The organism is Tsukamurella pseudospumae, from assembly GCF_001575205.1.
Classification (GTDB): domain Bacteria; phylum Actinomycetota; class Actinomycetes; order Mycobacteriales; family Mycobacteriaceae; genus Tsukamurella; species Tsukamurella pseudospumae.
The window spans coordinates 1-22,484 of record NZ_LSRE01000007.1 but is presented as its reverse complement, the minus strand read 5'-3'; the positions used below and the strand labels follow the sequence as shown (position 1 = coordinate 22,484).

The following is a 22,484-nucleotide window of genomic DNA, read 5'->3' as shown; positions in this document are numbered from 1 at the left end:
GACTGGAGGGGTGAGCACGCCCGACCAGCAGAGCTTCTACGACGCCGTCGGCGGCGCGGACACCTTCCAGGAGCTGATCCACCGCTTCTACCAGGAGGTCGCTCGCGACGAGCTGCTGCGACCCCTGTACCCCGAGGAGGACCTCGGCCCCGCCGAGGTCCGCCTGCGGATGTTCTTCGAGCAGTACTGGGGCGGCCCGCGCACCTACTCCGAGCAGCGCGGCCACCCGCGGCTCCGGATGCGGCACGTGCCGTACCGGATCACCGAGATCGAGCGCGACGCGTGGCTGCGGTGCATGGACACGGCGATCGCCTCGATCGACGACGTGCGGATGAGCCCCGATCGCAAGCAGCAGCTCAGGAACTACTGTGAGATGGCCGCACAGATGCTCGTGAACACCCCCATGGGCGGATGACTTGAGGAGTGAGATGACGCCACCCGTCCGCACGCCCCGCTACACCGACGCCCCGTGGTGGAAGGACGCGATCTTCTACCAGGTGTACCCCCGGTCCTTCTCCGACTCCAACGGTGACGGCGTGGGGGACCTGCGCGGCGTGATCGACCGGTTGGGCTACCTCGAGCTGCTCGGCGTCGACGCGCTGTGGCTCTCGCCGGTGATGCGCTCCCCCATGGCCGACCACGGCTACGACGTCTCGGATCCGCGCGACATCGACCCGCTGTTCGGGACCATCGAGGACATGGACGAGCTGATCCGGACCGCGCACGCGCACCGGATCCGCGTGACCATGGACCTGGTGCCGAACCACACCTCCGATCAGCACCCGTGGTTCCGCGCCGCGCTGGCGGCGGGCCCGGGCAGCGCGGAGCGCGAGCGCTACGTCTTCCGCGAGGGCCGCGGGCCGAACGGTGACGAGCCGCCGAACAACTGGCCCAGCATCTTCGGCGGCCCGGCCTGGCATCGCGTGACCGAGCCCGACGGGACGCCGGGCCAGTGGTACCTGCACATCTTCGCCCCCGAGCAGCCGGATCTGAACTGGCACAGCGAGGAGGTCTTCCAGGATCTGGCACAGACCCTGCGGTTCTGGCTGAACCGCGGGGTGGACGGTTTCCGGATCGACGTCGCGCACGGGATGGCCAAGCCGGCGGGGCTGCCGGACATGGACCTGGTGAACAACCAGATCATGGACAACGACGAGAACGACCTGCGGTTCAACGATCCCGGGGTGCATGCGATCCACCGGCGCATCCGCGCCGTGATGGACGAGTTCCCGGGACGCGTCACCGTCGGCGAGATCTGGGTGAAGGACAACGACCGCTTCGCCGAGTACATCCGGCCCGACGAGCTGCACCTGGGCTTCAACTTCCGCCTGGCGGAAGCGGAGTGGGACGCGCGGGAGATCCGCGCGGCGATCGACAACTCGCTCATCGCGGTCGAGTCGGTGAACGGCATCCCCACGTGGACGCTGTCCAACCACGACGTTCCCCGCGAGGTCACGCGGTACGGCGGCGGCGATCTGGGCGTGGCGCGGGCGCGGGCGATGATCCTCGTGGAGCTGGCGCTGCCCGGAACGGCGTTCCTCTACAACGGCTCCGAGTTGGGCCTACCCAATGTCGAGCTGCCCGACGAGGCGCTGCAGGACCCCACGTGGGAGCGCTCCGGGCACGCCGAGCGCGGCCGCGACGGCTGCCGCGTCCCCCTGCCCTGGCAGGGAACCCTTCCGCCGTACGGCTTCTCGACGGAGCCGGACACCTGGCTGCCGATGCCGGACGACTGGAAGGACCTCACGGCGGAGGCCGAGCTCGAGGACCTCGACTCGACGCTCACGCTCTACCGCACCGCGATCGAGCTGCGGCGCATGCGGCCGGAGTTCCGTGGCGACGCGATCGAGTGGTACGGCGCTCCCCGCCCGGGTGTGCTGGCGTTCCGCCGGGTCGACGGCCGCCTGACCTGCGTGCTCAACGCGTCGGACGACCCCGTCGAACTGCCCGGGGGCGAGGTCGTCCTCGCCAGCGCACCGCTGGTCGACGGTCTGCTGCCCCCGAACGCCGCCTGCTGGCTCGCGTAGCGCGCTGTCGGCGGACGCGGCTGCGCCTGATCCGCCCTCCCGGCTTCCCGGCTTCCGCCGAGACCGATCACGCGCCGATGCGCTCGCGCGCCGACGTACCGCGCCGCCCGACGGGCTGCACGCCGACCGCCGCGCCGAGCCCGACCGGCTTCGCGAGGTCGCCGTAGATCGACTCGTGTCCGCCGGCGGGCACGCGGTAGGTCTCGTGCCAGATCCCCGCACGCGAGCGCCCGTCCTGGTGGGTCATCGCGTAGAACTTCAACCACGCGGGGCGGTGCCGGAAGTCGGTCGACCGGGCGTATCGCTCCAGGTCCTCGAAGCTGCGCCAGTACTGGACCGCCATCGGCCCGGTCGTCGTGAACGCGTTGTAGCCGCCGAGGAACCCGATCGCGCCGCCGCGCCGGCGATCACGCTTGAGCTCTCGCTGCATGCCGAACATCGAGCGGGTGAGGAAGACCGCCTGCCCGAGATTCCACGTAGGACGCGGCTGCATCCCGATCAGGAAGACGATCACATCACCGTCATGGGCGTCGGTCTTGATGTCGTGCTTCACGGTGCGCCTCCCGAGGCAGCATTGGATAGTGACACTCTCCATATTGGAGAGTGAAGCTATCCCATGTCAAGATCGAATCATGCGATTGTCCGAGTTATCCGCCGAGACCGGCGTCAGCACCGCGTCGCTGAAGTTCTATCTCCGGGAGTCGCTGCTCGAGCCCGGCGTGCCGCGCACGCGCACCCAGGCCGACTACGGCCCCGCGCACGTCGAACGGGTGCGCCTCATCCGCGCCCTCGTCGAATCGGGCGGCCTGTCCCTCGCCCAGGTCCGGCGCGTCATCGACGCTCTGGACAGCCCGACGGTGCCGCGCCACGAGCTGCTCGGGGTCGCGCAGGACGCGCTCGCGGACGGCACCGCCTACGACGAGGATCCCGACTGGACCGCTACCGCCGTCGCCTTCGTCGAGCACCGCGACTGGCGGATCCGCGACGGCGATGTCCTGCTCCCCCAACTCGGATCGCAGCTCAAGGCGCTCGCCGAGACCTGCGACGTGGGCAGCACCAGCACCCTCGACCGCTGGGCGGACGCCGCGGAGGGCATCGCCGCCGGCGACCTCGACACGCTGACGGACGACGACGAGCAGGCGCTGCGCACCGCGATCGTGGGCACGGTCCTCTCCGACCGAGTGCTGCAGACCCTGCGCCGCCTGGCGCAGCAGAACCTCACCGCGACGCTCCTCGAGCGCGCCACCGAGGCCGAGCGTCAGACCAACAGGCCGGGCCCGGATTCCCTTCGCTGATACAGCGATCCGTACCGCGCGTCCACCCGCACCCACGTCGCCGACGCAGACACCCGGACGGGCTCGTCGGCACCGTCGGCGGCGAAGCCCATCGCCTCCAGCGCGAACGCCGTGCGCAGCGCGATCGGCACGGTGGTCTCCCCCGAGCTCACGCTGACCACCTCCGAGTCCAGCAGCGACGCCGGCGGCCCGGCGGGACCGCCCGCCTCCCGTCCCACCTCGACGCCGCGCGCCGCGACGTCCCGCAACGCGCGCGCAGGTACCTCGTCGACGGTGACGAAACCCGTTGCGGGTGGGAGCGCGCCGCGCCAGGCCGAATCGAGGGCGAAGCCCACGTCGACGTACCCGCCCGCGTGCTGCCGGTCGCCCGCGGGATCCTCTCGCAGGGAATCGAGGACGGTCGTGGCGCTGCACACGAGCGACTCCGGCGCGACAGTACCGGTGAGCACCCGGACCACGAGGACGCCGAAGCCCGTTCGGCCCCAGACCTCGACGTGGTCGTCGTCGCGCCGCCGGACCCGGACGACGGCCGAGTCGTCGGTGCGCAGCAGCCGGGTGACGAACGCCGCGAGGTTCGCCCGCGGCCGCGCCCCGGGCACCGTCAGCCTCCGGTCGCTCACCGGGAGAACGACTTCAGGTAGTCGCGCTGCTCTCCGGACAGGCGGCGCACCCGCTGCTCCGCCACGTCGAAGGCGGCCAGGCGCACGTGCGCCACCACGGCCGGCGCGGTGTCGAGCAGGGCGCCCGCGGGCCGGACCTCGTGGTGCACCACGAAGTCGGCCGCCCGCACGGCGGACGTCCACACCGTCACCTGCAGCGGCGAATCCTGGTGCCGCAGTTGCCCGCGGTACTCGACCTCCAGCTTGGCCAGCAGCAGTCCCTCGAGCAGGTCGCGGGTGGGCGCGTCCGGCGCGAAGAGCAGCGGGATCCGCGCCTCCTCCAGCAGCGTCACCATGCGCGCGTTGTTGATGTGCTGGTAGACGTCCATATCGGACCAGCGGACGTCGACGGGCACCGTCAGGACGGAGGCACCGTCGGCGGAGACGGTGCGCAGGCCCGTGACGCCCGCTGCGGTGAAGCTGTAGTCGGTCACGCCCTCAACGCTAGCCGACCACCGCTACCCCACGTGGCGCAGGAGCGAGCGCAGGGCCCGGGTCGCGACGGACAGCCGCGACTCGTCGTTCGCCGCCGCAGCCGCACCGTCCACCGGATCGAGGATCTCGGCGAGCAGCGCACCCACCCGCTCGAGACGCTGCGCGTGATGCGAGGCCCAGTCGCCGATCTTCTGCGTGGCGGGCTCGTCGGGATCGGTGAAGTTGAGCACCTCGACGGTGAGCGCCCGCAGCGCGCCGTACAGGTCGTCGCGCAGTGCGAGGCGGGCCATCTCGCTCCACCGGTCACCGCGCGGCAGCTCCGCGACCGCGCCCAACATCTTGTCGATCCGGAGGTGCTGCATGAGCGCGAAGTACAGGCGCCCGACCTCGTCGTCCTCACGCTCGGTGATGTCCGCGATGTCGACCACGTCCAGCAGGCTGAACCGGTACAGCGCCCGGCTCACCGCATACGCCAGGTCGTCGGGCACACCGGCCTCCCTGGCGTGATCCGCTGCCTTGCAGGCGTACGCGTCGTACTCGATGTCCCAGTCCGGCATCGCGGCCGTCATCGCCGCGATCCGGTCGGCGTAGCGGTTGACCTCCGCACCGATCGCGATCGGCTGGGGCCGGTTGGTGAGCATCCAGCGGGCGGCGCGGTCGAGCACGCGGCGGCTCTCGGAGAGCAGCGCGGCCGATTCCGCCGCCGAGGTCGGCAACGCCTTGACGGCCGCCCAGGTCGCGGGCAGATCGAAGACCCGACTGACCGCCACGAAGGCGCGTACGGCGTCCGAGGCGGCGGCGCCGGTCTCCTCCTGCAGGCGGTAGACGAAGCTGACGCCGGCGTTGTCGACGAGCTCGTTGACCGCCTGGGTCGCGACGATCTCACGGCGCAGCGGGTGCGAGAACACGGCATCGCCCGCACGGTCGCGCAGGTGATCCGGGAAGTACGCCGGGAAGCCCGCCGCCAGCGCGTCGTTGTCGGGCAGGTCGCTCGCGATGACATCGTCCTTGACGGCGAGCTTGACGTGCGCCATCAGGTTGCACAGCTCCGGCGAGCTCAGGCCCAGCCCGGCGGCCTGCAGCCGGTCGGTCTCCTTGCGGGTCGGCAGCGCCTCGAGACGCAGGTCGACGCCGCGGTTACGACTGAGGTCCGCGAGGATCCGGGCGTGCACGTCGACCATCTTCGGCGCGAGCGAGCGCTCCACCGACAGCGCGGTGTTCTGGGAGACGTTGTCCGCCAGCACCAGCCGGGAGACGTCGTCGGTCATGGACACCAGCAGGTCGTGCCGCTCGGCCTCCCCGATCGCGCCGGCCGCGATCTGCCGGTCCAGCAGGATCTTGATGTTGACCTCGTGGTCGGAGCAGTCCACGCCGGCCGAGTTGTCCATCGCGTCGGTGTTGATCCGGCCGCCGCTGCGATCGAACTCGATGCGGCCGAGCGGCGTCACGCCCAGGTTTCCCCCCTCGCCGACGACCTTGGCGCGCAGCTGGTTCCCGTCGACGCGGATCGCGTCGTTGGCACGGTCGCCCACCGCCAGGTCGGTCTCCGTCGACGCCTTGATGTACGTACCGATCCCGCCGTTCCACAGCAGGTCGACCGGGGCCAGCAGCACCGCGCGCATCAGTTCCGGCGGGGTCAGCTCGGTCACGTCGTCGGCCAGGCCCAGCGCCGTCCGGACCTGCGGGCTGATGGGCACCGACTTCGTATCGCGGCTGAACACGCCGCCGCCCTCGCTGATCGTGCTGGTGTCGTAGTCCTTCCACGACGACCGCGGCAGGTCGAACAGGCGCTGCCGCTCCGCGAAGCCCACGGCGGCATCGGGATTCGGGTCGAGGAAGATGTCGCGGTGGTCGAAAGCGGCGACCAGCCGGATGTGCTCGGAGAGCAGCATGCCGTTGCCGAAGACATCGCCGCTCATGTCACCCACACCGACCGCGGTGAAGTCCTCGCTCTGGGTGTCGACGCCCATCTCGCGGAAATGCATCTTCACCGACTCCCACGCGCCGCGCGCGGTGATGCCCATGCCCTTGTGGTCGTAGCCCTCGGAGCCGCCGGACGCGAAGGCGTCACCGAGCCAGAAGTCGTATCCGGCGGCGACGTCGTTGGCGATGTCGGAGAAGGACGCGGTGCCCTTGTCCGCGGCCACGACGAGATAGGTGTCGTCGGCGTCCCGGCGGACCACGCGCTCGGGCGGGAGCACGGCACCGTCGGGGCCGAGGTTGTCGGTCACGTCCAGCAGGCCCGAGATGAACATGCGGTAGCAGGCGACGCCCTCGGCGCGCTGCGCGTCCCGGTCGACGGTGGCGTCGCCGGTGATCTCCGGCGGCTGCTTGACGACGAAGCCGCCCTTGGCGCCGACCGGCACGATGACGGCGTTCTTGACCGCCTGCGCCTTGACCAGGCCGAGGACCTCGGTGCGGAAGTCCTCCCGGCGGTCCGACCAGCGCAGGCCGCCGCGGGCGACCATGCCGAACCGCAGGTGCACGCCCTCCACACGCGGCGAGTACACGAAGATCTCGAACCGCGGGCGCGGCTTCGGCGCCTCGGGGACGCGGCCGGGTTCCAGCTTGATGGAGATCACGGGCTTGTCGGCGTAGAAGTTGGTGCGCACGGTGGCCTGCACGACATGCAGGTAGGCCCGCAGGATCCGGTCCGCGTCCAGGCTCGTGACGGCCTCGAGCGTCGCGACGACATCGGTCTCCGCCTGGGCGGCCGCATCCGCGTCCGCGGCGATCGGGTCGAAGGTGGCCGTCCACAGCCTGTCCAGAGCGAGCGCAGCGTCCCGATGCTCCAGGAGCACCTGCGCCATGTGTCCCGGACTGTAGGGAAAACCGCACTGGCGCAGGTACTGTCCGATAGCTCGTAGCAGCGCGACGCGCCGCCAGTCCAGCCCGACGGAGAGGATCAGCTCGTTGAACCGGTCCACCTCGGCATCGCCCCGCCACGCCGCCGCGGCGCCATCGCTCGCCAGCCCGCGCAGTACGGCGTACCGCCCCGGCAGGTCCGACTCCGCCACCCCGGTCGCGGCGGCCGCGGTCAGCGCAGCGGGCACTCGCAGGCCGAAGTCGTAGACCGAGCACAGCACACCGTCGGGCCTGCGGATCTTGTAGGGGCGCTCATCGAGGACGTCCACGCCGAGCGACTGCAGCATCGGCAACGCCTGCGAGAGCGTCACCCGGCCGCCGTTGACGTACATCGCGAACCGCAGGCCGGCCTCGTCACCGTGACGCGGGTCGTAGAACACCAGGTCCTGCCCATCGGGCGCGAGGCCCGCGATGCGGGTGACGTCGGCGAGCGCCTGCTCCGGCGCGGCATCCTCCTTGTAGTTCGGGGAGATACCCGGCAGGTACTCGCGCACGAGGGCGGCGTCGGCGCCGGCGGCAGTCGCGGCGGCCAGGACGTCCTCGTCCCACGTGCGGCTGACATCGCCGAGCCGGGCCCGGATGCGGGCCTCGTCGGCGGCCTGGAAGACGGGAACCGCGCCCTCCGCCCGCGGGAGCAGCACGAACTGGATCCGAGCGATCGCGGACTCGGTGACGCGCGCGGTGAACCGATCGACCCGCATCCCGGTCTCGTCCTCGAGCACGTCAATGAGCACGCCGCGGGCCCGCGAGGTGTAGCGGTCGCGGGGCAGGTAGACCAGGGCCCGCGCGAACCGCGCCAGCTTGTCGGTCCGGAGGAACAGTGCGAGGTCCTCGTCGCCGAGGTCGCGCAGGGCGCCGAAGACACGGGCCAGCTCGTCCTCGTCCGCCACCACGAGCCGCAGGCGCGGATAGGTCTGGATGAACTCCATCAGGCGCTGATTGGCCGGATCCGACCGGTCCACCCCGATCCGCGCGAGCACGCGCTCGATCTTCGCCCCGACCATGGGAATGCCGAACACGTTGTGGTGCAAGCCCAGAACCGTCATCGCCATGGCGAACAGCTCGGTCGGCCCACCGTCCGACGGGCTCGCGGCGAGCAGGAAGGGAGAGCCCGCGGCGTCGCCGAGCGGCTGCGCGAGCTCGACGACCCCGATGCCGCCCGCCTCCGGCGCCGGCATCGCGTCGATGACCGCGCGGAGCTTGTCGTCGGGATCCGAGAGCACCCCCGTGCCGGCGTCGCCCGTCCACGTTCCGAGGATGCGCGCGTTCTCCTCGGAGAGCCAGGTCAGGAAGTCCGACGGTGACCGTCCGGGGGGCTGGTTGCCCACGCTCGCTGCAGCTCGGGTGAAGTCGGACGGATCGTGCGCGGACTGCTCCACGGGTGTACTCCTCCTGCGATGAGTCGCGGCAGCGGGCACGCCAAATGCGAGGTCAGCACACGGCGCCGTTGCCAAGGTGTGACGGAGCCGGTGGGCTCCGCGCACCACACTACGACCGAGCAGGGGGTTACGGGCGAGTAATGAACGACGACGCCCCCGGCGCGGGCCGGGGGCGTCGTTGTTCGTGCGGAGCGGGTCCGCGCGCGGGAATCAGTCGCGCGTGAGCTTGCGGTGCGTCACGGCGTGCGGACGGGCGGCATCGGCGCCGAGGCGCTCGACCTTGTTCGCCTCGTACGCCTCGAAGTTGCCCTCGAACCAGAACCACTGCCCCTCGTCGACGTTGCCCTCCCACGCCAGGATGTGGGTGCAGGTGCGGTCGAGGAACCACCGGTCGTGAGAGATCACCACGGCGCAGCCGGGGAACTGCTCCAGCGCGTTCTCCAGGCTCGACAGGGTCTCGACGTCCAGGTCGTTGGTCGGCTCGTCGAGGAGGATCAGGTTGCCGCCCTCCTTGAGGGTCAGCGCCAGGTTCAGGCGGTTGCGCTCACCACCCGAGAGGACCTCCGAGGGCTTCTGCTGGTCCGGGCCCTTGAAACCGAAGGCGCTCACGTAGGCGCGGGCCGGCATCTCGTTCTGGCCGACGGTGATGTAATCGAGCCCGTCGGAGACCACCTGGAAGACGGTCTTCTTGGGGTCGATGTTGGCGCGGTTCTGGTCGACGTAGCTGAGCTTGACGGTCTCGCCGACCTTCACGTCGCCCGAGTCCGGGGACTCGAGACCGACGATGGTCTTGAACAGCGTGGTCTTACCGACGCCGTTCGGACCGATCACGCCCACGATGCCGTTGCGCGGCAGTGTGAACGACAGGTCCTTGATGAGCACGCGGCCGTCGAAGCCCTTGTCGAGGTTCTTCACCTCGACGACCACGTTGCCCAGGCGGGGCGGCGTGGGGATCTGGATCTCCTCGAAGTCGAGCTTGCGGTGCTTCTCGGCTTCGGCCGCCATCTCGTCGTAGCGCTCGAGACGGGCCTTGTTCTTGGTCTGCCGGGCCTTCGCGCCCGAGCGGACCCACGCGAGCTCCTCCTTGAGGCGCTTCTGCAGCTTCTGATCCTTCTTGCCCTGCACCTCGAGGCGTTCGGCCTTCTTCTCGAGGTATGCCGAGTAGTTGCCCTCGTAGCCGTGCAGCTTGCCGCGGTCGACCTCGCAGATCCACTGCGCGACGTGGTCGAGGAAGTACCGGTCGTGGGTCACGGCCAGCACGGCGCCGGCGTAGCTCGCGAGGTGCTGCTCGAGCCACAGCACCGACTCGGCGTCGAGGTGGTTGGTGGGCTCGTCGAGGAGCAGCAGATCGGGCTTGCTCAGCAGCAGCTTGCACAGAGCCACGCGGCGCTTCTCACCACCGGAGAGGTTCTCCACGGACGAGTCGCCCGGCGGGCAGCGCAGCGCGTCCATGGCCTGCTCGATCTGCGAGTCCACATCCCAGGCGTCGACGGCGTCCAGCTGCTCCTGCAGCTTGCCCATCTCCTCCATCAGCTCGTCGCTGTAGTCGGTGGCCATGAGCTCGGCGACCTCGTTGTAGCGGCGCAGGTTGACCATGGTCTGGCCGAGGCCGTCCTCGACGTTCTCCTTGACGGTCTTGGTCTCGTCCAGCTTGGGCTCCTGCATCAGGATGCCGACGGTGGCCTCCGGGTCCAGGAAGGCCTCGCCGTTCGACGGCTGGTCCAGGCCCGCCATGATCTTGAGGATCGACGACTTGCCCGCACCGTTCGGACCGACGACGCCGATCTTCGCGCCCGGGTAGAACGACATCGTCACGTCGTCGAGAATGACCTTGTCGCCGTGCGCCTTACGCACCTTCTTCATCGTGTAAATGAAACGCTCTGACATTTTTACCCAATCTACCTGCAATAATGCAAGTTTCGCTCGCTGCCCCTTGTCCGTGCGCACAAGTGTTCTGACAGAACGTGCACAAGTCATCCCAGATTCTACGTTCGAGCGCGGATACAGTGGCCACGGACTGCTGACCAGCCACGGCGCCACCCCACAGCTCTACTGTCCACCGTCATCCGACAACTCTTCAATCCTCACACCAACCGCGGCTACACCCCGTGACGCCACAGCACAAACAAGGGTTGCTATCAAACCAAATAGTGCCGCTTCCCTGCCGATCCCATATTCAGGACTATCGATCGCCCCGGCCAGCCAACCGATGGGAAATAGGTAACCCGCAATAACGAGCACCGCAAACGAGAAGAAGAAGGAGACTAGCAAAACCAGGAGCTCGTCAAATAATAATCCCACCGCGCCGATCGAAGCACCAATACCAGCGATGCAACCAACCACAGTCAAGCGAGTGTTGCCAAAAATAGGATAGCGATCGTCACCGCTTACGATCCAGGCGTCCACGGCAGCGTTGTATGCGAAATACAGCAAAGCTAGCAACGACACCAGCATAAGCAATCCCGAACCGAATTGCACGATCCGGACAGATCTATCATTGCCTACCAGACGAACCAATCGAGGTATCACGACAAGCCTAATTGTTCACATAAGGATCTACCGACACGATGCACCACTTTCCGCTATCCCGCGCGAATCTGGCTGATCCGTCATGTCCAACCGTATCACTGGGACTTACGAACGGCCGATTGGGCGAAGTGTGGTAGAACCTGGCTTCAATAGGGTACGGAATCTTCCATCCAGGCTTCGCGGTGATCAGAAAGCGCTCCCAACGCGCCACCTCGTAATATTCCGGTCCCGAGTACTTACCAATCTCTCGATCAGGATCTGTATTTTCGAGCATGTGAGATTCCACAACCGATGAAGGGCAAACTAGCGCGAGAACATCTCTCCACGTCTTCCCCTTCCGATTCAAAGAGTAGAATTTCTCGACCAGCTTCTTGAGGTCTTCCTGCACTCCCGCCTCGACGTTCCCACTCTGACGCTCCCTGTCAACCGCATTAAAAACATCGACACACCGCTTCTCGAAACCCGTTTCACCACCATCATGAAATGCAGTTCCCGGCTGTACGTTATCCCAAGAAAGCCCACAACTAATCCCCGATACAGACGAATCACTCCCCTGCGCGCCTACTGTTGTCTCACTACTGCCGCTCGTCGAAGCCGAGCTGCTTGACGTGGACGGACCTGCATCATCACTCTCCAGAAGGTCGGGGAATGACACGGTCGTTGTAGTAGTTGCCGCCTCTGATTCCAATTCAGATAACGTAGCCGGCCCATCAGAATCGAAGGCGCATCCGCCTGCAACGGCGATTAAGACCAGCACCAAACCAGTTCTGAACAAGAATTTTACCCGGACGACAGATGCGCCATTACCATTCAGCATGGTATCGATGCTATCACATATTCCCGAACTCGCCACGCGGAGACAACGCAAGGCGTAGCCAGTCGCAGCCTAACAGTTTCGCCGCTTAACGACCATCACGATGGTGTCTCGTTCCTCGACACTTCTCACACACCAGTACCCAAGACAGCGTGCGAGCCACCGATCTCGCTCAACCCATGTTGAACATCAACAGGTCGCGTTCAGGTCGCCCAAAGATGGACGATATCGGCCGTATTCGAAATCTCAACATATGTTGATCGCCAAAATCACGAGATGCTCGGCCAACCCGGTTCAAGCTCCATACGGAACGATCCCGAGTTCGCGGATAGGACTCTGTGGTCCGGAATCAAAATTGTTGATTCACAAGCTCTCACTCAGATCTCAATCCGCATCATCCGCATCCAAGGATTCAAATCCTTGATGCCAGCACCGCCAGGTCAGGAGGTGTGGCCAGGTGTACTCTTAGCAGGCTCAATTCGAGACATCCCGTTCTGCGCGTGCTTCCATCATGTCATTCACGATGTCCGCTACCTGACTAGCGGGGCGCGTACCCAGTTTGATCAGCCGCATGTCGCCTAGATCAGATTCCTTAACCACTGTTCCAGAATCGCGAAGAAATTGAACATCATTCGCCGAAATGTCACCTGCGATCGTCTCCGTCTTTGATCTTTCAATTCCACCTAACGTCCACATCGATCTACCTCGACGAATCTGACTATCGGGAGCTCTCATGTTTTGAAACTGAGACTTGACCTTGCTCCCGTGCTTCTCGCCGTACTTTGTGCAATACCTCGCCCAGCTATTCATAGCGGCGTACCTGCTGCCATCCGGACCCAAGCGGACAGCCTCACCAGTCCATGCAATCTTATTGCCTCGCGACGAGAACTTGCCATAGCTCGAAACCAGAGCGTTAATCCATAAGCGCTTCACCACGTCGGCCTTGTAGCATGACTTACCGCGGAAGTCTATTCTGACGTCAGCATCAGGGATATACAACCAACCAGACCAGTGCTCGATATTTGCAGTCAATTTGCTATGCGTAAATTCAACCGTGGTATCCAAGGTAAGTCCTTTGAGGCCGGCTACTCCTCGTATCGCGCGGGCGAATCTTCGACGGATAGCCCTCGAATCTTTGTAGCCCAAATTGTCTACGACCGACTTCGGCGGCATCGCTAAGACAATCGGAAACAGGCTGCCGTGCGCTAGATCGTAGTCGACCGCGAGAAGACGGTCTAGAGTCGACCTCCTGTTGTCTCGAACCCCAGGAGTGTTGGCCGCCCCTGCAGGTCGTCCACCAATCGAGGACGCATCATGGTCATAGTCAACCACATAGGTCTTAATCTGGTCGTTCAGAGCGCGAGCTCTCAATATATTTCTACGCATCGCCCCATCTCCTAGAATCTTGCCACGTTTCCTTTGTTGGCGCTAACTGCGCAGCATTCCGCCGGAACTGTTGGCCACCACTAAGTACATTAGCATGAATCTAATTCAAATACTGCTAGTCATCAGATAGCTTACAACTCGAAGGTGAATCTCTCCTGTGATAGTCACTGCAATGGTCGTGACGACCGCATAGAACAGTAAGGCGAATCCAGCTGAGATGGTGCACTCTAGAGGATTTCGAGTGCAATCGGATTACCAAGCGAATGCACCCATTGACATGCACTGATTCCTGCCGAGGAACTCTAAGACGGACGATGCCTGGCATACAATTTATGTACCCGGTAATAGTATTAAGAACAGACAATAGTCTGATTGATCTGCGGATCTTTACCCCCAAGTCGCCTAACCCAACTCGCGCCTTCCTAACTCTTCATCAACATCCCGATGCTTTTGTCCTGACATGCCCGGGATCGTTGCGCGTCAACAATGAACTGGCTGCACGCAACATCCAGGCGGCGACACCTTGTATAAGTTGTGTAAATCGAACTCCTCGGTTAGGCTTGGCTTGTGAGCGTGAATCGGATAGTCCTACCAAGTGGCAACACTCGATGGCGCGGATCTGTGTACGATAAGTCAACGGGCAGGTCTCGAACCAAGAATTTCTCACGGCAGGACGACGCCCTGACTTGGGAGCGCACCGAATACGCGAAGATGTCTGGCGGAATAATGTCCCCTTCAGTTAGTCCTACCGAAGTAGTGATGGCCCGGAACATCCAGGAGAAGGACCTGGTCGCGAAGTTATCCACCATGACACACGAGACGACCATCTCGCCGTTGGGCAATCGACTCATCGCTAAATCTAATACGAACCTGGGGACGTTCCTCGACTCCTGGGTACTCGAATCCAGTAATTCCAACACTCGCAAGCTCCGTCAGAACTTGCGTGACAACTGCGAGCCGATCGCGGGCACGCTACTGATCAACTTCACTCACAATGACATTGTCTTGTGGGCGAATGGCCTACGATCTGGCGTCACTAAGAGTGGGAATAGCCTCGCTGAATCCACAATCAGAACCCACATGCGAATGCTAAAGGGTGCGTTCAACACCGCCGTGGAACGGGATCTTCTTCCCAAAGAGCTGCATCCAATGGCTGGGATGAAGCAAAAACGGTCCAATGGACGTGCAATCTCTCCGAGCGAGATCCCTACGAGCGAAGAGGTGCGCGCCTTTAAGAATGCAATGAGAGCTTCAGACGACGCGCGCTTCGCGCACAACTATGATCTCGAACTAATGGTTACTATCGCAGCAACCGCAGGACTTCGAATCAGCGAGATTGCGGGTCTGCGTATAACATCAATCGACCGGTCCGCCGGGCGGATTATGGTAATGGAACAAGCGGACGGAACCAATCCGTGGTCGTGGGCGCCTCCGAAGAACGGAACTTCACGCGAAGTGCCCTTACCGAACGAGGTCGTCGAGAAATGCCTCGAGCACGCGCGAGTCAATAATCGAGGACCGCGTGATCCGCTATTTCAAACAACGAACGGGGCAATGTGGTCACCGTCGCATGCCAACCAGGCGCGACGCAGACGGCGGGTACCGTTCGCCTGGCATAGCCTACGTCACTACTACGCCTCTACGCTTATCCACAATGGCATAGACGTACCTACTGTCTCTTCCTTGCTGGGGCATTCCACAACCCAGATCACATTGGATGTCTATACCCATATCCTGCCTGGTGCGATGACCCGGGCTCGAGAGGCGATTACAACTGCGGCGTCCATTAATGGCCTTGTTTAGAATCCCGGTGCTGTGCCCTGATTGACTTCCTCACGGCCTCAACCGCCCGCATACGGCAAAGGAGAGACTCGCCTGATTTCGGCGATCAGGCGGACAGCTGGGCCGTTGCTTCGTGTTGCGCCCCTCGACCATCGATAGTCGCGCGCCTACCTGGCTTGACACTCTGTCGAGAGTTGATTATCATAAATTCGGAGTGGTGTATCTTTACTTGTCCGGTGGGTGCTTCCACCCGGAATGCCAGCTTGAGCGAGATCCGCTGCGATCCTGTTGGTGCGGTTCGCAAACAACTGCGCACCGCAGAGAAGGAGCAGGAACAGATGACGAAGATGACAGAGATCGGTCGGATCGCTCGCGGAGCGCTCATCGCGACGGTGGCCGCGGGCGGTGTGGCACTCGCAGGCGGCGGGCCGGCCAATGCGTTTACTGCGCAGGACCAGGCGTTTCTGACCGTGCTGCGCGCTCAGGGCATCGTCGCGAAGGATGGAGGTGCGACCGCGGTTCGCATCGGAAAGGCGGTTTGCGCGGATCGACGCGACGGAGTCTCGTTGCAGGTCATCGTGAACAAGCTCAACAGGCAAGCAGGCCTCACGCCGTACAACGCCTCGTACTTCGCAGGGGCCGCAACGCGCGTCTACTGCCCGTGGTATCTCTGATGTGTCCACAATGGAACTGATTCGCTCGGACAGCGTTCGGCCGACCGAATCGGGTACTCACGTGATCTGGCGATGGGGGCAGTGGTGGGTTTGTCGGACTACACGGTGATCAGGCCGCTCGGACGTGGTGCGATGGGTGAGGTCTTCCTGGTGCGGCATCCACGTCTGCCCCGGATGGAAGCGCTCAAGCTGTTGATGCCGGCGCTCGCACGAGACGAGGTATACCGGGCTCGATTCCATCGAGAAGCGGCGATGCTCGCTACAGTGTCGCACCCCAATATCGTGACCGTGTTCGACTCAGGTACTGCGTCCGACAGACTATGGATGACTTCTGAGTTCATCGATGGCCCGGACGTACTCAGCCTCATTCGCAGAAATGGCGCTCTGGATCCGTGTCAGGTCATCGATATCGTGAGGCCAATCGCTGAGGCACTGGAGTTCGTGTGGTCGAGGTACGGGCTGGTGCATAGAGACATCAAACCTGCCAATATTCTCACGCTGCTCGACGGCGACCGCCCGGCGGTCGTGAAACTCGCGGACTTTGGTGTCGCGACGATGACGGAACTGACCAGTGGCTTGACCGAGACGCGAGGCATGGTCGGCACGCTTGCGTATCTGGCTCCGGAGGTGATTCACGGCGACGGTGCAGATCCGCGCTCGGACCAGTACTCGATGGCATGTTCGGCGTTCGAAATGCTCACAGGGAGTCTACCCTATCGCGTCGCCGCTCCTGCGGCGCTGATGATCGATCACCTTCACACGCCTCCGCCGTCAGCCTCCGCGCGCAGACCCGGTCTGTCTGAAGCCGTCGATGCCGTCCTCGCCAAAGGAATGGCCAAGAGTCCGAACATGCGGTACCGGTCCACGGCAGACTTCGCCTCCGCACTTGCATCCGCTCTGAGTGGCGGGGGTGTGCCTCACCGGCATACTGAGTGGACTTCGCGTCGTTACGGGCTGCGATGGCGCGCCGTTGCGGCCATGTGTGTTGTCGCGCTCCTATTGACGACAGCCGTGGTCCTGGTCGGCCCGCTGGGCTGGGGGTCACAGCGCGTGGCTGGCCAAGCAACAGTGGGCGAGCCAGCGCTTGATACTGGCAACTTCGGCACCGCGCCGCGCACTGTGGTCGCGCGGACCGAATCTGACGCCTGGCAACAAGAGTCACTCAACATGACGGACGCCGTCGTAGCCCCGTGGGAGGTTGATTCGGACTTTCAGTACCGGTTCGACACGACCACGGACGGCCAGAACTACCAGGAGGTCAGCGGGCCGGTCGTGTCAACCGCCAAGTTTGGATATCAGACGACCGCACGGTTGTTCAACCAAGAGCAGGCGAGCGCACTCAGGGCGATCAAGATGACTGCAGGGTACGTCGCAGTGTCGGTGGATGCCATGGGAGACGCTGCCAACAGAGTCCTGCGGGTGGGCATGCTCCGCTTTCGCACTGCGGAAGCGGCCGATCTGGCCTTGCGCGCGGTGGGGGCGAAACCAAGCACAGACGCATCGTTGAAGGGCGCCGGCAACACCGTGACGATCCTGGACGAACTGCTCTCGGTGGACAGCCCAGATGGCTCTGGGAAAAAGGTGCCTGTACGCACCCTAACTGCTGCAATCAAGGTCGGCGATCTGCTCGTGGTGGCAGGTGCGTCGGGAGCGGACAGCGGTGGCGCGGCGAAGATTGTCGCAAAAGCGCTGACGATGCAGGAGAAGCGATCGGCTGAGTACAGGCCGACGCCCGTTCCGACGTCCTCGCCCGAGATCCCTCGTGTTCCGATGGACCGCGATGGGGTTATGAGCGCTACGCTGCCCAACAAGGTGGACACTAATTCGGACCAGGGTTTTTCACCCGGCATCTCAGCGGGCGACGGATACGTCTCCGCTCGGGGTTGGGCATTGAATCAAGGAAGCTACTTGACTAAGCAGACCCTGGACGAGTACGGAGTCGACCTCGTCGGGTCCACCCAGAATGGCAACAGTGTCATCTTCCGCGCCAAAGATGCGACCCAGGCCGGGCGGATGTTCGCGGGATTCGTCTCGGACCGCACCGCGGGTGGGGTCAGGAACTTCGGCGTACCAGGACTAAATCGAGTGACCGCCTCGTGCACCGAAACCCCCGAGGCACGATCTGATGGCTCCGTTCGGCAGTACTACGTGTGCCGCGTACACAGGGGGCGGTACATGGCGGGTCTGGGCAGCTTTCAGAAGACTGATGCGCTTCAGGGCATCGCAGCACAGTACAAGCTCCTCGGGTCATTGCCGTGACGACCGCAATTCCAGGACAATGAAGGCAGTGCCGCATCTTGATGACCTCGTCGGGAGCGTCGTCCCGCTCTCGCGTGACCGGGTGACCTCAATCGGTCGCGATGCCGATCTCTCGTTCCCCGGCAACAACTTTCTGCACCGGCGTCTCATCGACATCTACTGGCGCGATGACGGCTGGTGGATCGAGAACGTGGGAGCCTGGATCCCCGTCCGATATTGCGCTGCGGCTGAGGCACTCAGCTCCATACTCGACGTGGGCCAGGCGATGCGGCTCAGCAGCCGCGTGACGCATCTCGTGTTTCGCGCAGGCGGCACGGAGTACGAGGTGGTTGTGAGGATCCCAGACCACCGCGAGCATCGACGAACCGAATCGGTTGGGCTTTCCCCCGGCACGAGCACCTTGGGCCCCGGATCTCTGACCTTGGAGCAGCTCGCGATGCTTGTCGCGTTCTGCGAACCGCTCTTGCTCGCCCCCGGCGTGGGCATAGACCGAATCCGCTCGATGCGCGCCGTCGAGGACCGGCTGGGCTGGAGTTCGGCAAAACTTCGTCGCAAGCTGGACAATCTGTGCGGGAAGCTCGCGACAGCGGGGGTAGCGGGACTCGTCTCGGAAACTGGGGTACCCGCGACGAACCGTCGGATCGCACTCCTAGAGTGGGCGCTGGCGACGCGCATCATCTCGACAGACTCCGTACGGCTATTGGACTTGTCCACTGTGAACGGGCCTCTGCACCCGAGACGCGATGGCGAAGATCAGTGAGCCTGGCTGCACGACAGGACGGACCGGAAGGTGGAAGTGTGAATCTCGAGCCTGGTACTCAGTTCGCTGGATACCGCGTCGTTGACGAAGTTGGGCGAGGAGGTATGGGACAGGTGTTCCTCGTCGAGAACGACCGCCTGCAGCGCCTCGAAGCGATGAAGTTAATGGCCGTCGGGTCCACCGACGCGCAGTTCCTCAGACGCTTCGCGACCGAGGCGCGGACGGCTGCAGGTTTGGATCACCCGGGGATCATCACGGTTTACGACTACGGGGTCACGCGTGGCGTTCCCTGGTACACCATGCGCTACATACCCGATGCAGTGTCCCTCGACGGGAGCGTTGTAGAACCACGCGACGTGATGAACGTGCTTGGTGAGCTGAGTGAGGCGATCGACTACGCCCACTCCATGGGCGTCGTTCACCGCGACATCAAGCCGGCCAACATCGCCGTGAGCACCGCTACGGATGGGTCAATCGCACGAGTCACGCTATTGGACTTCGGAATCTCCCGCGTGCTGGATGAGACCCGGATGACTTCCGCAGACGCCGTCGTTGGTTCAGCGGCGTATCTCGCTCCGGAATTGGTGCAGGGTGGCCAGCCGAGCGCGGCATCAGACCAGTACGCCTTGGCGTGCACGGTCTACCAGTATCTGTCCGGCGCCCCATTGTTTCGCGCGGACTCCGTCGCCGCATTGTTGTACGCGCAGGCACACGCTGATCCACGACCACTCACAGGTGCCGCTGGACCACTCGATACTGTCGTCCGGCGGGCTCTGTCAAAGGACCCTACCCATAGGTACGAGACATGTACGGCGTTCTCGGACGCCTTTGCGGGCGCCGTCCTTGCATCGCAGGCGCCCACTGAGTTCAACTGCGCCCAGGTCGCTCGCGGAGCGATAACACCCGAAGGGGCGGCGGGTACTGGTGCCCCTTCGGCTGCGGCGGATGGGCAACTGGAGCCAGCCAAGCAGCCAGCTGCAGTGGGCAGCAGCGCGATTCAAGACGCGTGGAGGTCCGGTAGCAACATCATCGGTGGCATCGGCCGTTCGGCATCACGAAATGTGGAGCGAGACTTACGCGATTTTCGATCGCGCGCGGTTCGGGTACCTGAGCGATTGTGGTGGCGCTTCACTCTCCTCCTTGTTGCCACTTGCTTGAGTATGTGGGGCCTAGTCGCCGCCGTGTTGTTCGGCGCGGACGCATACGGGCAAGCAGTCGAAGCCGGCCGGCGATGGTGGCTCGATACGGAGGTAGTCCTCCAAGGCATCGCCGCATTGGTCGGAGTTATTGTCTTAGCCTTCTTCGCCACACGGTTCCTCCGTGCGGCACGAGAGGTGCGCTCCAACTGGAAACGGGACTAGTCGACGCCACCAATTACCCGGTTCAGCGACAACAAGTCACGGCAGCAGCCGCAGAGAGTCGCGAGACACGATTCTACTGGCCAAGGCCCACTCACAGAGGACGACCCTGCGGTTGCTCGCAGAGGGGCCTGGGGCCAGTCCGGGAACTCCCGCGGTGGTCAGCTTGACACACAAATTATCGATCTTCCGCTCGAGCTTCTTCACCGACCAGTCTAGGCGGCACGCAGCGTCCTTCGTCGAGACGATCTGAGCCATGCCGGTACCCGGCTGGCGGAGGATAGGTTCACACAGCGCAACCAAGAGTTGCAATTGCTCGATCGTGAGCGAGCCTGGCCCGAGCGTCTCGATACCGACGGGCAGCGGTGGTAGCTCCACCGATGATGTGCCAGTTTGCACGTCGGGAATCCGAATCATCAGCCGATGTTCTATCTTACCCGCCCTGATGACGACCAAGGTTTCGACCCGGGTGATTCTGGTAGCTTGCCCGACGCTGAGAACGTTGCCTAGAGGGTCGTCCCGGTGCTCGTAACGGATAGGAATCCACTCGCCGGTGTTGCGCAGCCACCATGCCCCGTCCGACCAGTAGACCGCTGCCGCGCGACGATGCAGAAACTGGTTCTCCGAATACGAGAGGTCTGCATCGCGCCCGATCGTCGTGACCCGGTCTCTGCTCAGAGGAACGGAGATCCCCGTGGCATCGATCAGCTGGGGCGCAGGCAGCGCTGTCATGTTCGTCGCTCCAATCCTACGGCAACCGAAACGGTGCCTCTCCGACCAACCATACGAGTTCAATCGCCGTGCTTCGTCTCCGACTGTCACGCCTGCGGAGTCGGCGGCTACCCAGCGTCGCCATGTACAAGCTCAAAGGCCCTGTCCAAAACCCCGAATCGGTATGAGTCGCCGCGGAAACCACATCGGTTGGGTGTAACCACCCTCAAGCAGCGAAACGCGCCCGATTGTCAGCAACAATAGTTGGGACAGGATGTCAAGGATTGGGAGGAACCATGAAGAAGTCGACCACGGTCCGTCGGATGGCCACATGTATGGCGGCTGCGATTGCACTCAGCGGCGCGGTGCTGACGACAAGCGTCGGGGCCGCGTCCGCAGCCCCCCGCGAGGGAGTCTACTCGTGGGGCTTCCCGCTCAAGTCGGTCTGTGAAGAGGCGCGGTCCGATGCTCTGAGCGGAACGCCCTTCCGGGCTCTCGACTGGTCGAGGTCCGGCAGCTACGAGAAGCGCAGGGTCGTGCAGGTGAGCAACAAGTGCCAATACGGCAACGTCCGGAACCATGGCAGCGGCTTCCGGTTCGCTGCCGTCGTTGCGAACTAGGCCACAGCCGAGCCACACCGTTTCGCGGTCCGAGGACTCCGCTCATCGGACTCCAGCGCTCGTTCGAGGGTGAGACAAGACACTTGTCTCACCCTCGAATCTCTCGACACGCGGGGGTTCGACCTCGGAGTTGGGATGTCGAGCGCCTCGAACGTGTACAAGTCATAGTGATCATCGTGAACAAGTCATGACTGCAGCATAAGACGTACTTGATTGTCAAATCGACAGGTCAAGACTATTTTTGAGGCTCACCTCTGTTACGATTCAGTCTTCATGGTGTAGATGAACTCAGCCACAGTCCCTGCCTGCTCTCACGCGAAAACGACCCACCGGTGTGCCGGGGGCAAACGAGTCCAGCCTACCCACCGCGGCGGCAGCCATCGCCTCGGCCGTCATCGCGGCGGCCACCGTCCACCGCCCGCACGACGACCTCTCGGCCGCGCGGTCCGAACCCATGATCAGGCTCATCGAAAGTCCCCAGTGATGCTCATTGAAATTCCTCACCTGGGTGCGGTCGGATTATAGCGGTCGGCGGCTGGGTGCGATTGCTGTGCGGTGGGTTTCGTTGCGGGCGTGGTGGTCTCGTAGTCGGTAGCTGTCGCCGTCGAGTTTGAGGACGACGGAGCGGTGTAGGAGCCTGTCGAGCATGGCCGCGGCGACGGTGGTGTCGCCGAGGACTTCGCCCCATTCGGAGACCGATCGGTTGGTGGTGATGACGATCGATGTTTTCAGATACCGTTGCGCGACAACCTGAAACAACGCTGATGCGGCTTCGGCGGGCAAGGGGAGGTAGCCGAGTTCGTCGATGACGAGCAGCGTCGGGCCAGCGAAGAACCGCATGGTCGTCGACCAGCGGCCTTCGATCGCCGCTTTGTGGCAGCGGGCGGCCAGGTCGGCGGCGGTGGTGACGTAGGTGCGGTATCCGGCGTGC

General features: G+C 64.0%; 19 protein-coding genes. 9 read left to right on the top strand and 10 right to left on the bottom strand.

The features are described 5' to 3' along the window. Window positions 1-10 precede the first annotated feature (10 nt). Together AXK61_RS05045 and AXK61_RS05040 are read left to right on the top strand one after the other, a co-directional pair. Window positions 11-415: a globin gene (locus AXK61_RS05045; RefSeq protein WP_068570108.1), complete on the top strand. Its 405-nt coding sequence runs from the start codon at window positions 11-13 to the stop codon at window positions 413-415. Window positions 416-428: 13 nt separating this feature from the next. Then, complete coding sequence (locus AXK61_RS05040) at window positions 429-2,027, top strand: glycoside hydrolase family 13 protein (RefSeq protein WP_068570109.1); 1,599 nt, start codon at window positions 429-431, stop codon at window positions 2,025-2,027. 67 nt (window positions 2,028-2,094) lie between these two features. Here the strand turns inward: AXK61_RS05040 and AXK61_RS05035 are convergent, their stop codons facing one another. Beyond that, a complete protein-coding gene (locus tag AXK61_RS05035; RefSeq protein WP_231855435.1) occupies window positions 2,095-2,580 on the bottom strand; it encodes a DUF4188 domain-containing protein in 486 nt (161 codons plus the stop codon). Between the two features lie 79 nt (window positions 2,581-2,659). Here AXK61_RS05035 and AXK61_RS05030 point away from each other — a divergent pair, with 79 nt between their 5' ends. Continuing rightward, window positions 2,660-3,322 carry a MerR family transcriptional regulator gene (locus AXK61_RS05030; protein WP_068570111.1) on the top strand — a complete coding sequence of 221 codons (663 nt, stop codon included), beginning with the start codon at window positions 2,660-2,662 and terminating at the stop codon, window positions 3,320-3,322. Here the strand turns inward: AXK61_RS05030 and AXK61_RS05025 are convergent. From AXK61_RS05025 to AXK61_RS24820, 7 genes are all read right to left on the bottom strand, one after another. Further along, the gene (locus AXK61_RS05025; protein WP_068570112.1) at window positions 3,286-3,942 is read right to left on the bottom strand and encodes a hypothetical protein; all 657 of its coding nucleotides are present in this window, start codon (window positions 3,940-3,942) and stop codon (window positions 3,286-3,288) included. The genes AXK61_RS05030 and AXK61_RS05025 overlap by 37 nt on opposite strands. Then, window positions 3,939-4,376, bottom strand: coding sequence for an acyl-CoA thioesterase (locus AXK61_RS05020; RefSeq protein WP_269451155.1), 438 nt, complete (start codon window positions 4,374-4,376; stop codon window positions 3,939-3,941). Before AXK61_RS05020 ends, AXK61_RS05025 begins: the two co-directional genes overlap by 4 nt. A gap of 63 nt (window positions 4,377-4,439) precedes the next feature. Beyond that, window positions 4,440-8,660 carry an NAD-glutamate dehydrogenase gene (locus AXK61_RS05015; protein ID WP_068744139.1) on the bottom strand — a complete coding sequence of 1,407 codons (4,221 nt, stop codon included), beginning with the start codon at window positions 8,658-8,660 and terminating at the stop codon, window positions 4,440-4,442. Between the two features lie 210 nt (window positions 8,661-8,870). Beyond that, window positions 8,871-10,547 carry an energy-dependent translational throttle protein EttA gene (gene ettA / locus AXK61_RS05010; RefSeq protein WP_068570114.1) on the bottom strand — a complete coding sequence of 559 codons (1,677 nt, stop codon included), beginning with the start codon at window positions 10,545-10,547 and terminating at the stop codon, window positions 8,871-8,873. A 162-nt stretch (window positions 10,548-10,709) separates the two neighbouring features. Beyond that, entirely contained in the window at window positions 10,710-11,066 is a 357-nt protein-coding gene (locus AXK61_RS24830) for a hypothetical protein (RefSeq protein ID WP_139057768.1), read from the bottom strand. 130 nt (window positions 11,067-11,196) lie between these two features. Further along, a complete protein-coding gene (locus tag AXK61_RS24825; RefSeq protein ID WP_139057769.1) occupies window positions 11,197-12,006 on the bottom strand; it encodes a hypothetical protein in 810 nt (269 codons plus the stop codon). A gap of 471 nt (window positions 12,007-12,477) precedes the next feature. Beyond that, window positions 12,478-13,068: a hypothetical protein gene (locus AXK61_RS24820; protein WP_139057770.1), complete on the bottom strand. Its 591-nt coding sequence runs from the start codon at window positions 13,066-13,068 to the stop codon at window positions 12,478-12,480. A 1,080-nt stretch (window positions 13,069-14,148) separates the two neighbouring features. Here AXK61_RS24820 and AXK61_RS24270 point away from each other — a divergent pair. The 5 genes from AXK61_RS24270 to AXK61_RS04990 all read left to right on the top strand — a co-directional run bounded on the left by AXK61_RS24270 (window position 14,149) and on the right by AXK61_RS04990 (window position 20,225). Next, the gene (locus tag AXK61_RS24270) at window positions 14,149-15,192 is read left to right on the top strand and encodes a tyrosine-type recombinase/integrase (RefSeq protein WP_175399939.1); all 1,044 of its coding nucleotides are present in this window, start codon (window positions 14,149-14,151) and stop codon (window positions 15,190-15,192) included. 242 nt (window positions 15,193-15,434) lie between these two features. Then, a complete protein-coding gene (locus tag AXK61_RS05005) occupies window positions 15,435-15,845 on the top strand; it encodes a DUF732 domain-containing protein (RefSeq protein ID WP_139057771.1) in 411 nt (136 codons plus the stop codon). 72 nt (window positions 15,846-15,917) lie between these two features. Continuing rightward, window positions 15,918-18,104 carry a serine/threonine-protein kinase gene (locus AXK61_RS05000; protein ID WP_068570116.1) on the top strand — a complete coding sequence of 729 codons (2,187 nt, stop codon included), beginning with the start codon at window positions 15,918-15,920 and terminating at the stop codon, window positions 18,102-18,104. Between the two features lie 19 nt (window positions 18,105-18,123). After that, a complete protein-coding gene (locus tag AXK61_RS04995; RefSeq protein ID WP_068744137.1) occupies window positions 18,124-18,864 on the top strand; it encodes a hypothetical protein in 741 nt (246 codons plus the stop codon). Window positions 18,865-18,902: 38 nt separating this feature from the next. After that, window positions 18,903-20,225 carry a serine/threonine-protein kinase gene (locus AXK61_RS04990; protein WP_156485573.1) on the top strand — a complete coding sequence of 441 codons (1,323 nt, stop codon included), beginning with the start codon at window positions 18,903-18,905 and terminating at the stop codon, window positions 20,223-20,225. 36 nt (window positions 20,226-20,261) lie between these two features. Here the strand turns inward: AXK61_RS04990 and AXK61_RS04985 are convergent, their stop codons facing one another. Then, the gene (locus tag AXK61_RS04985) at window positions 20,262-20,954 is read right to left on the bottom strand and encodes a hypothetical protein (RefSeq protein ID WP_068744133.1); all 693 of its coding nucleotides are present in this window, start codon (window positions 20,952-20,954) and stop codon (window positions 20,262-20,264) included. Window positions 20,955-21,229: 275 nt separating this feature from the next. Here AXK61_RS04985 and AXK61_RS04980 point away from each other — a divergent pair, with 275 nt between their 5' ends. After that, window positions 21,230-21,553: a hypothetical protein gene (locus tag AXK61_RS04980; protein WP_068744130.1), complete on the top strand. Its 324-nt coding sequence runs from the start codon at window positions 21,230-21,232 to the stop codon at window positions 21,551-21,553. Window positions 21,554-22,072: 519 nt separating this feature from the next. Here AXK61_RS04980 and AXK61_RS04975 read toward each other — a convergent pair. Beyond that, on the bottom strand, window positions 22,073-22,484 hold a 412-nt coding region (locus AXK61_RS04975; protein WP_197466746.1), incomplete at its 5' end, for an ATP-binding protein.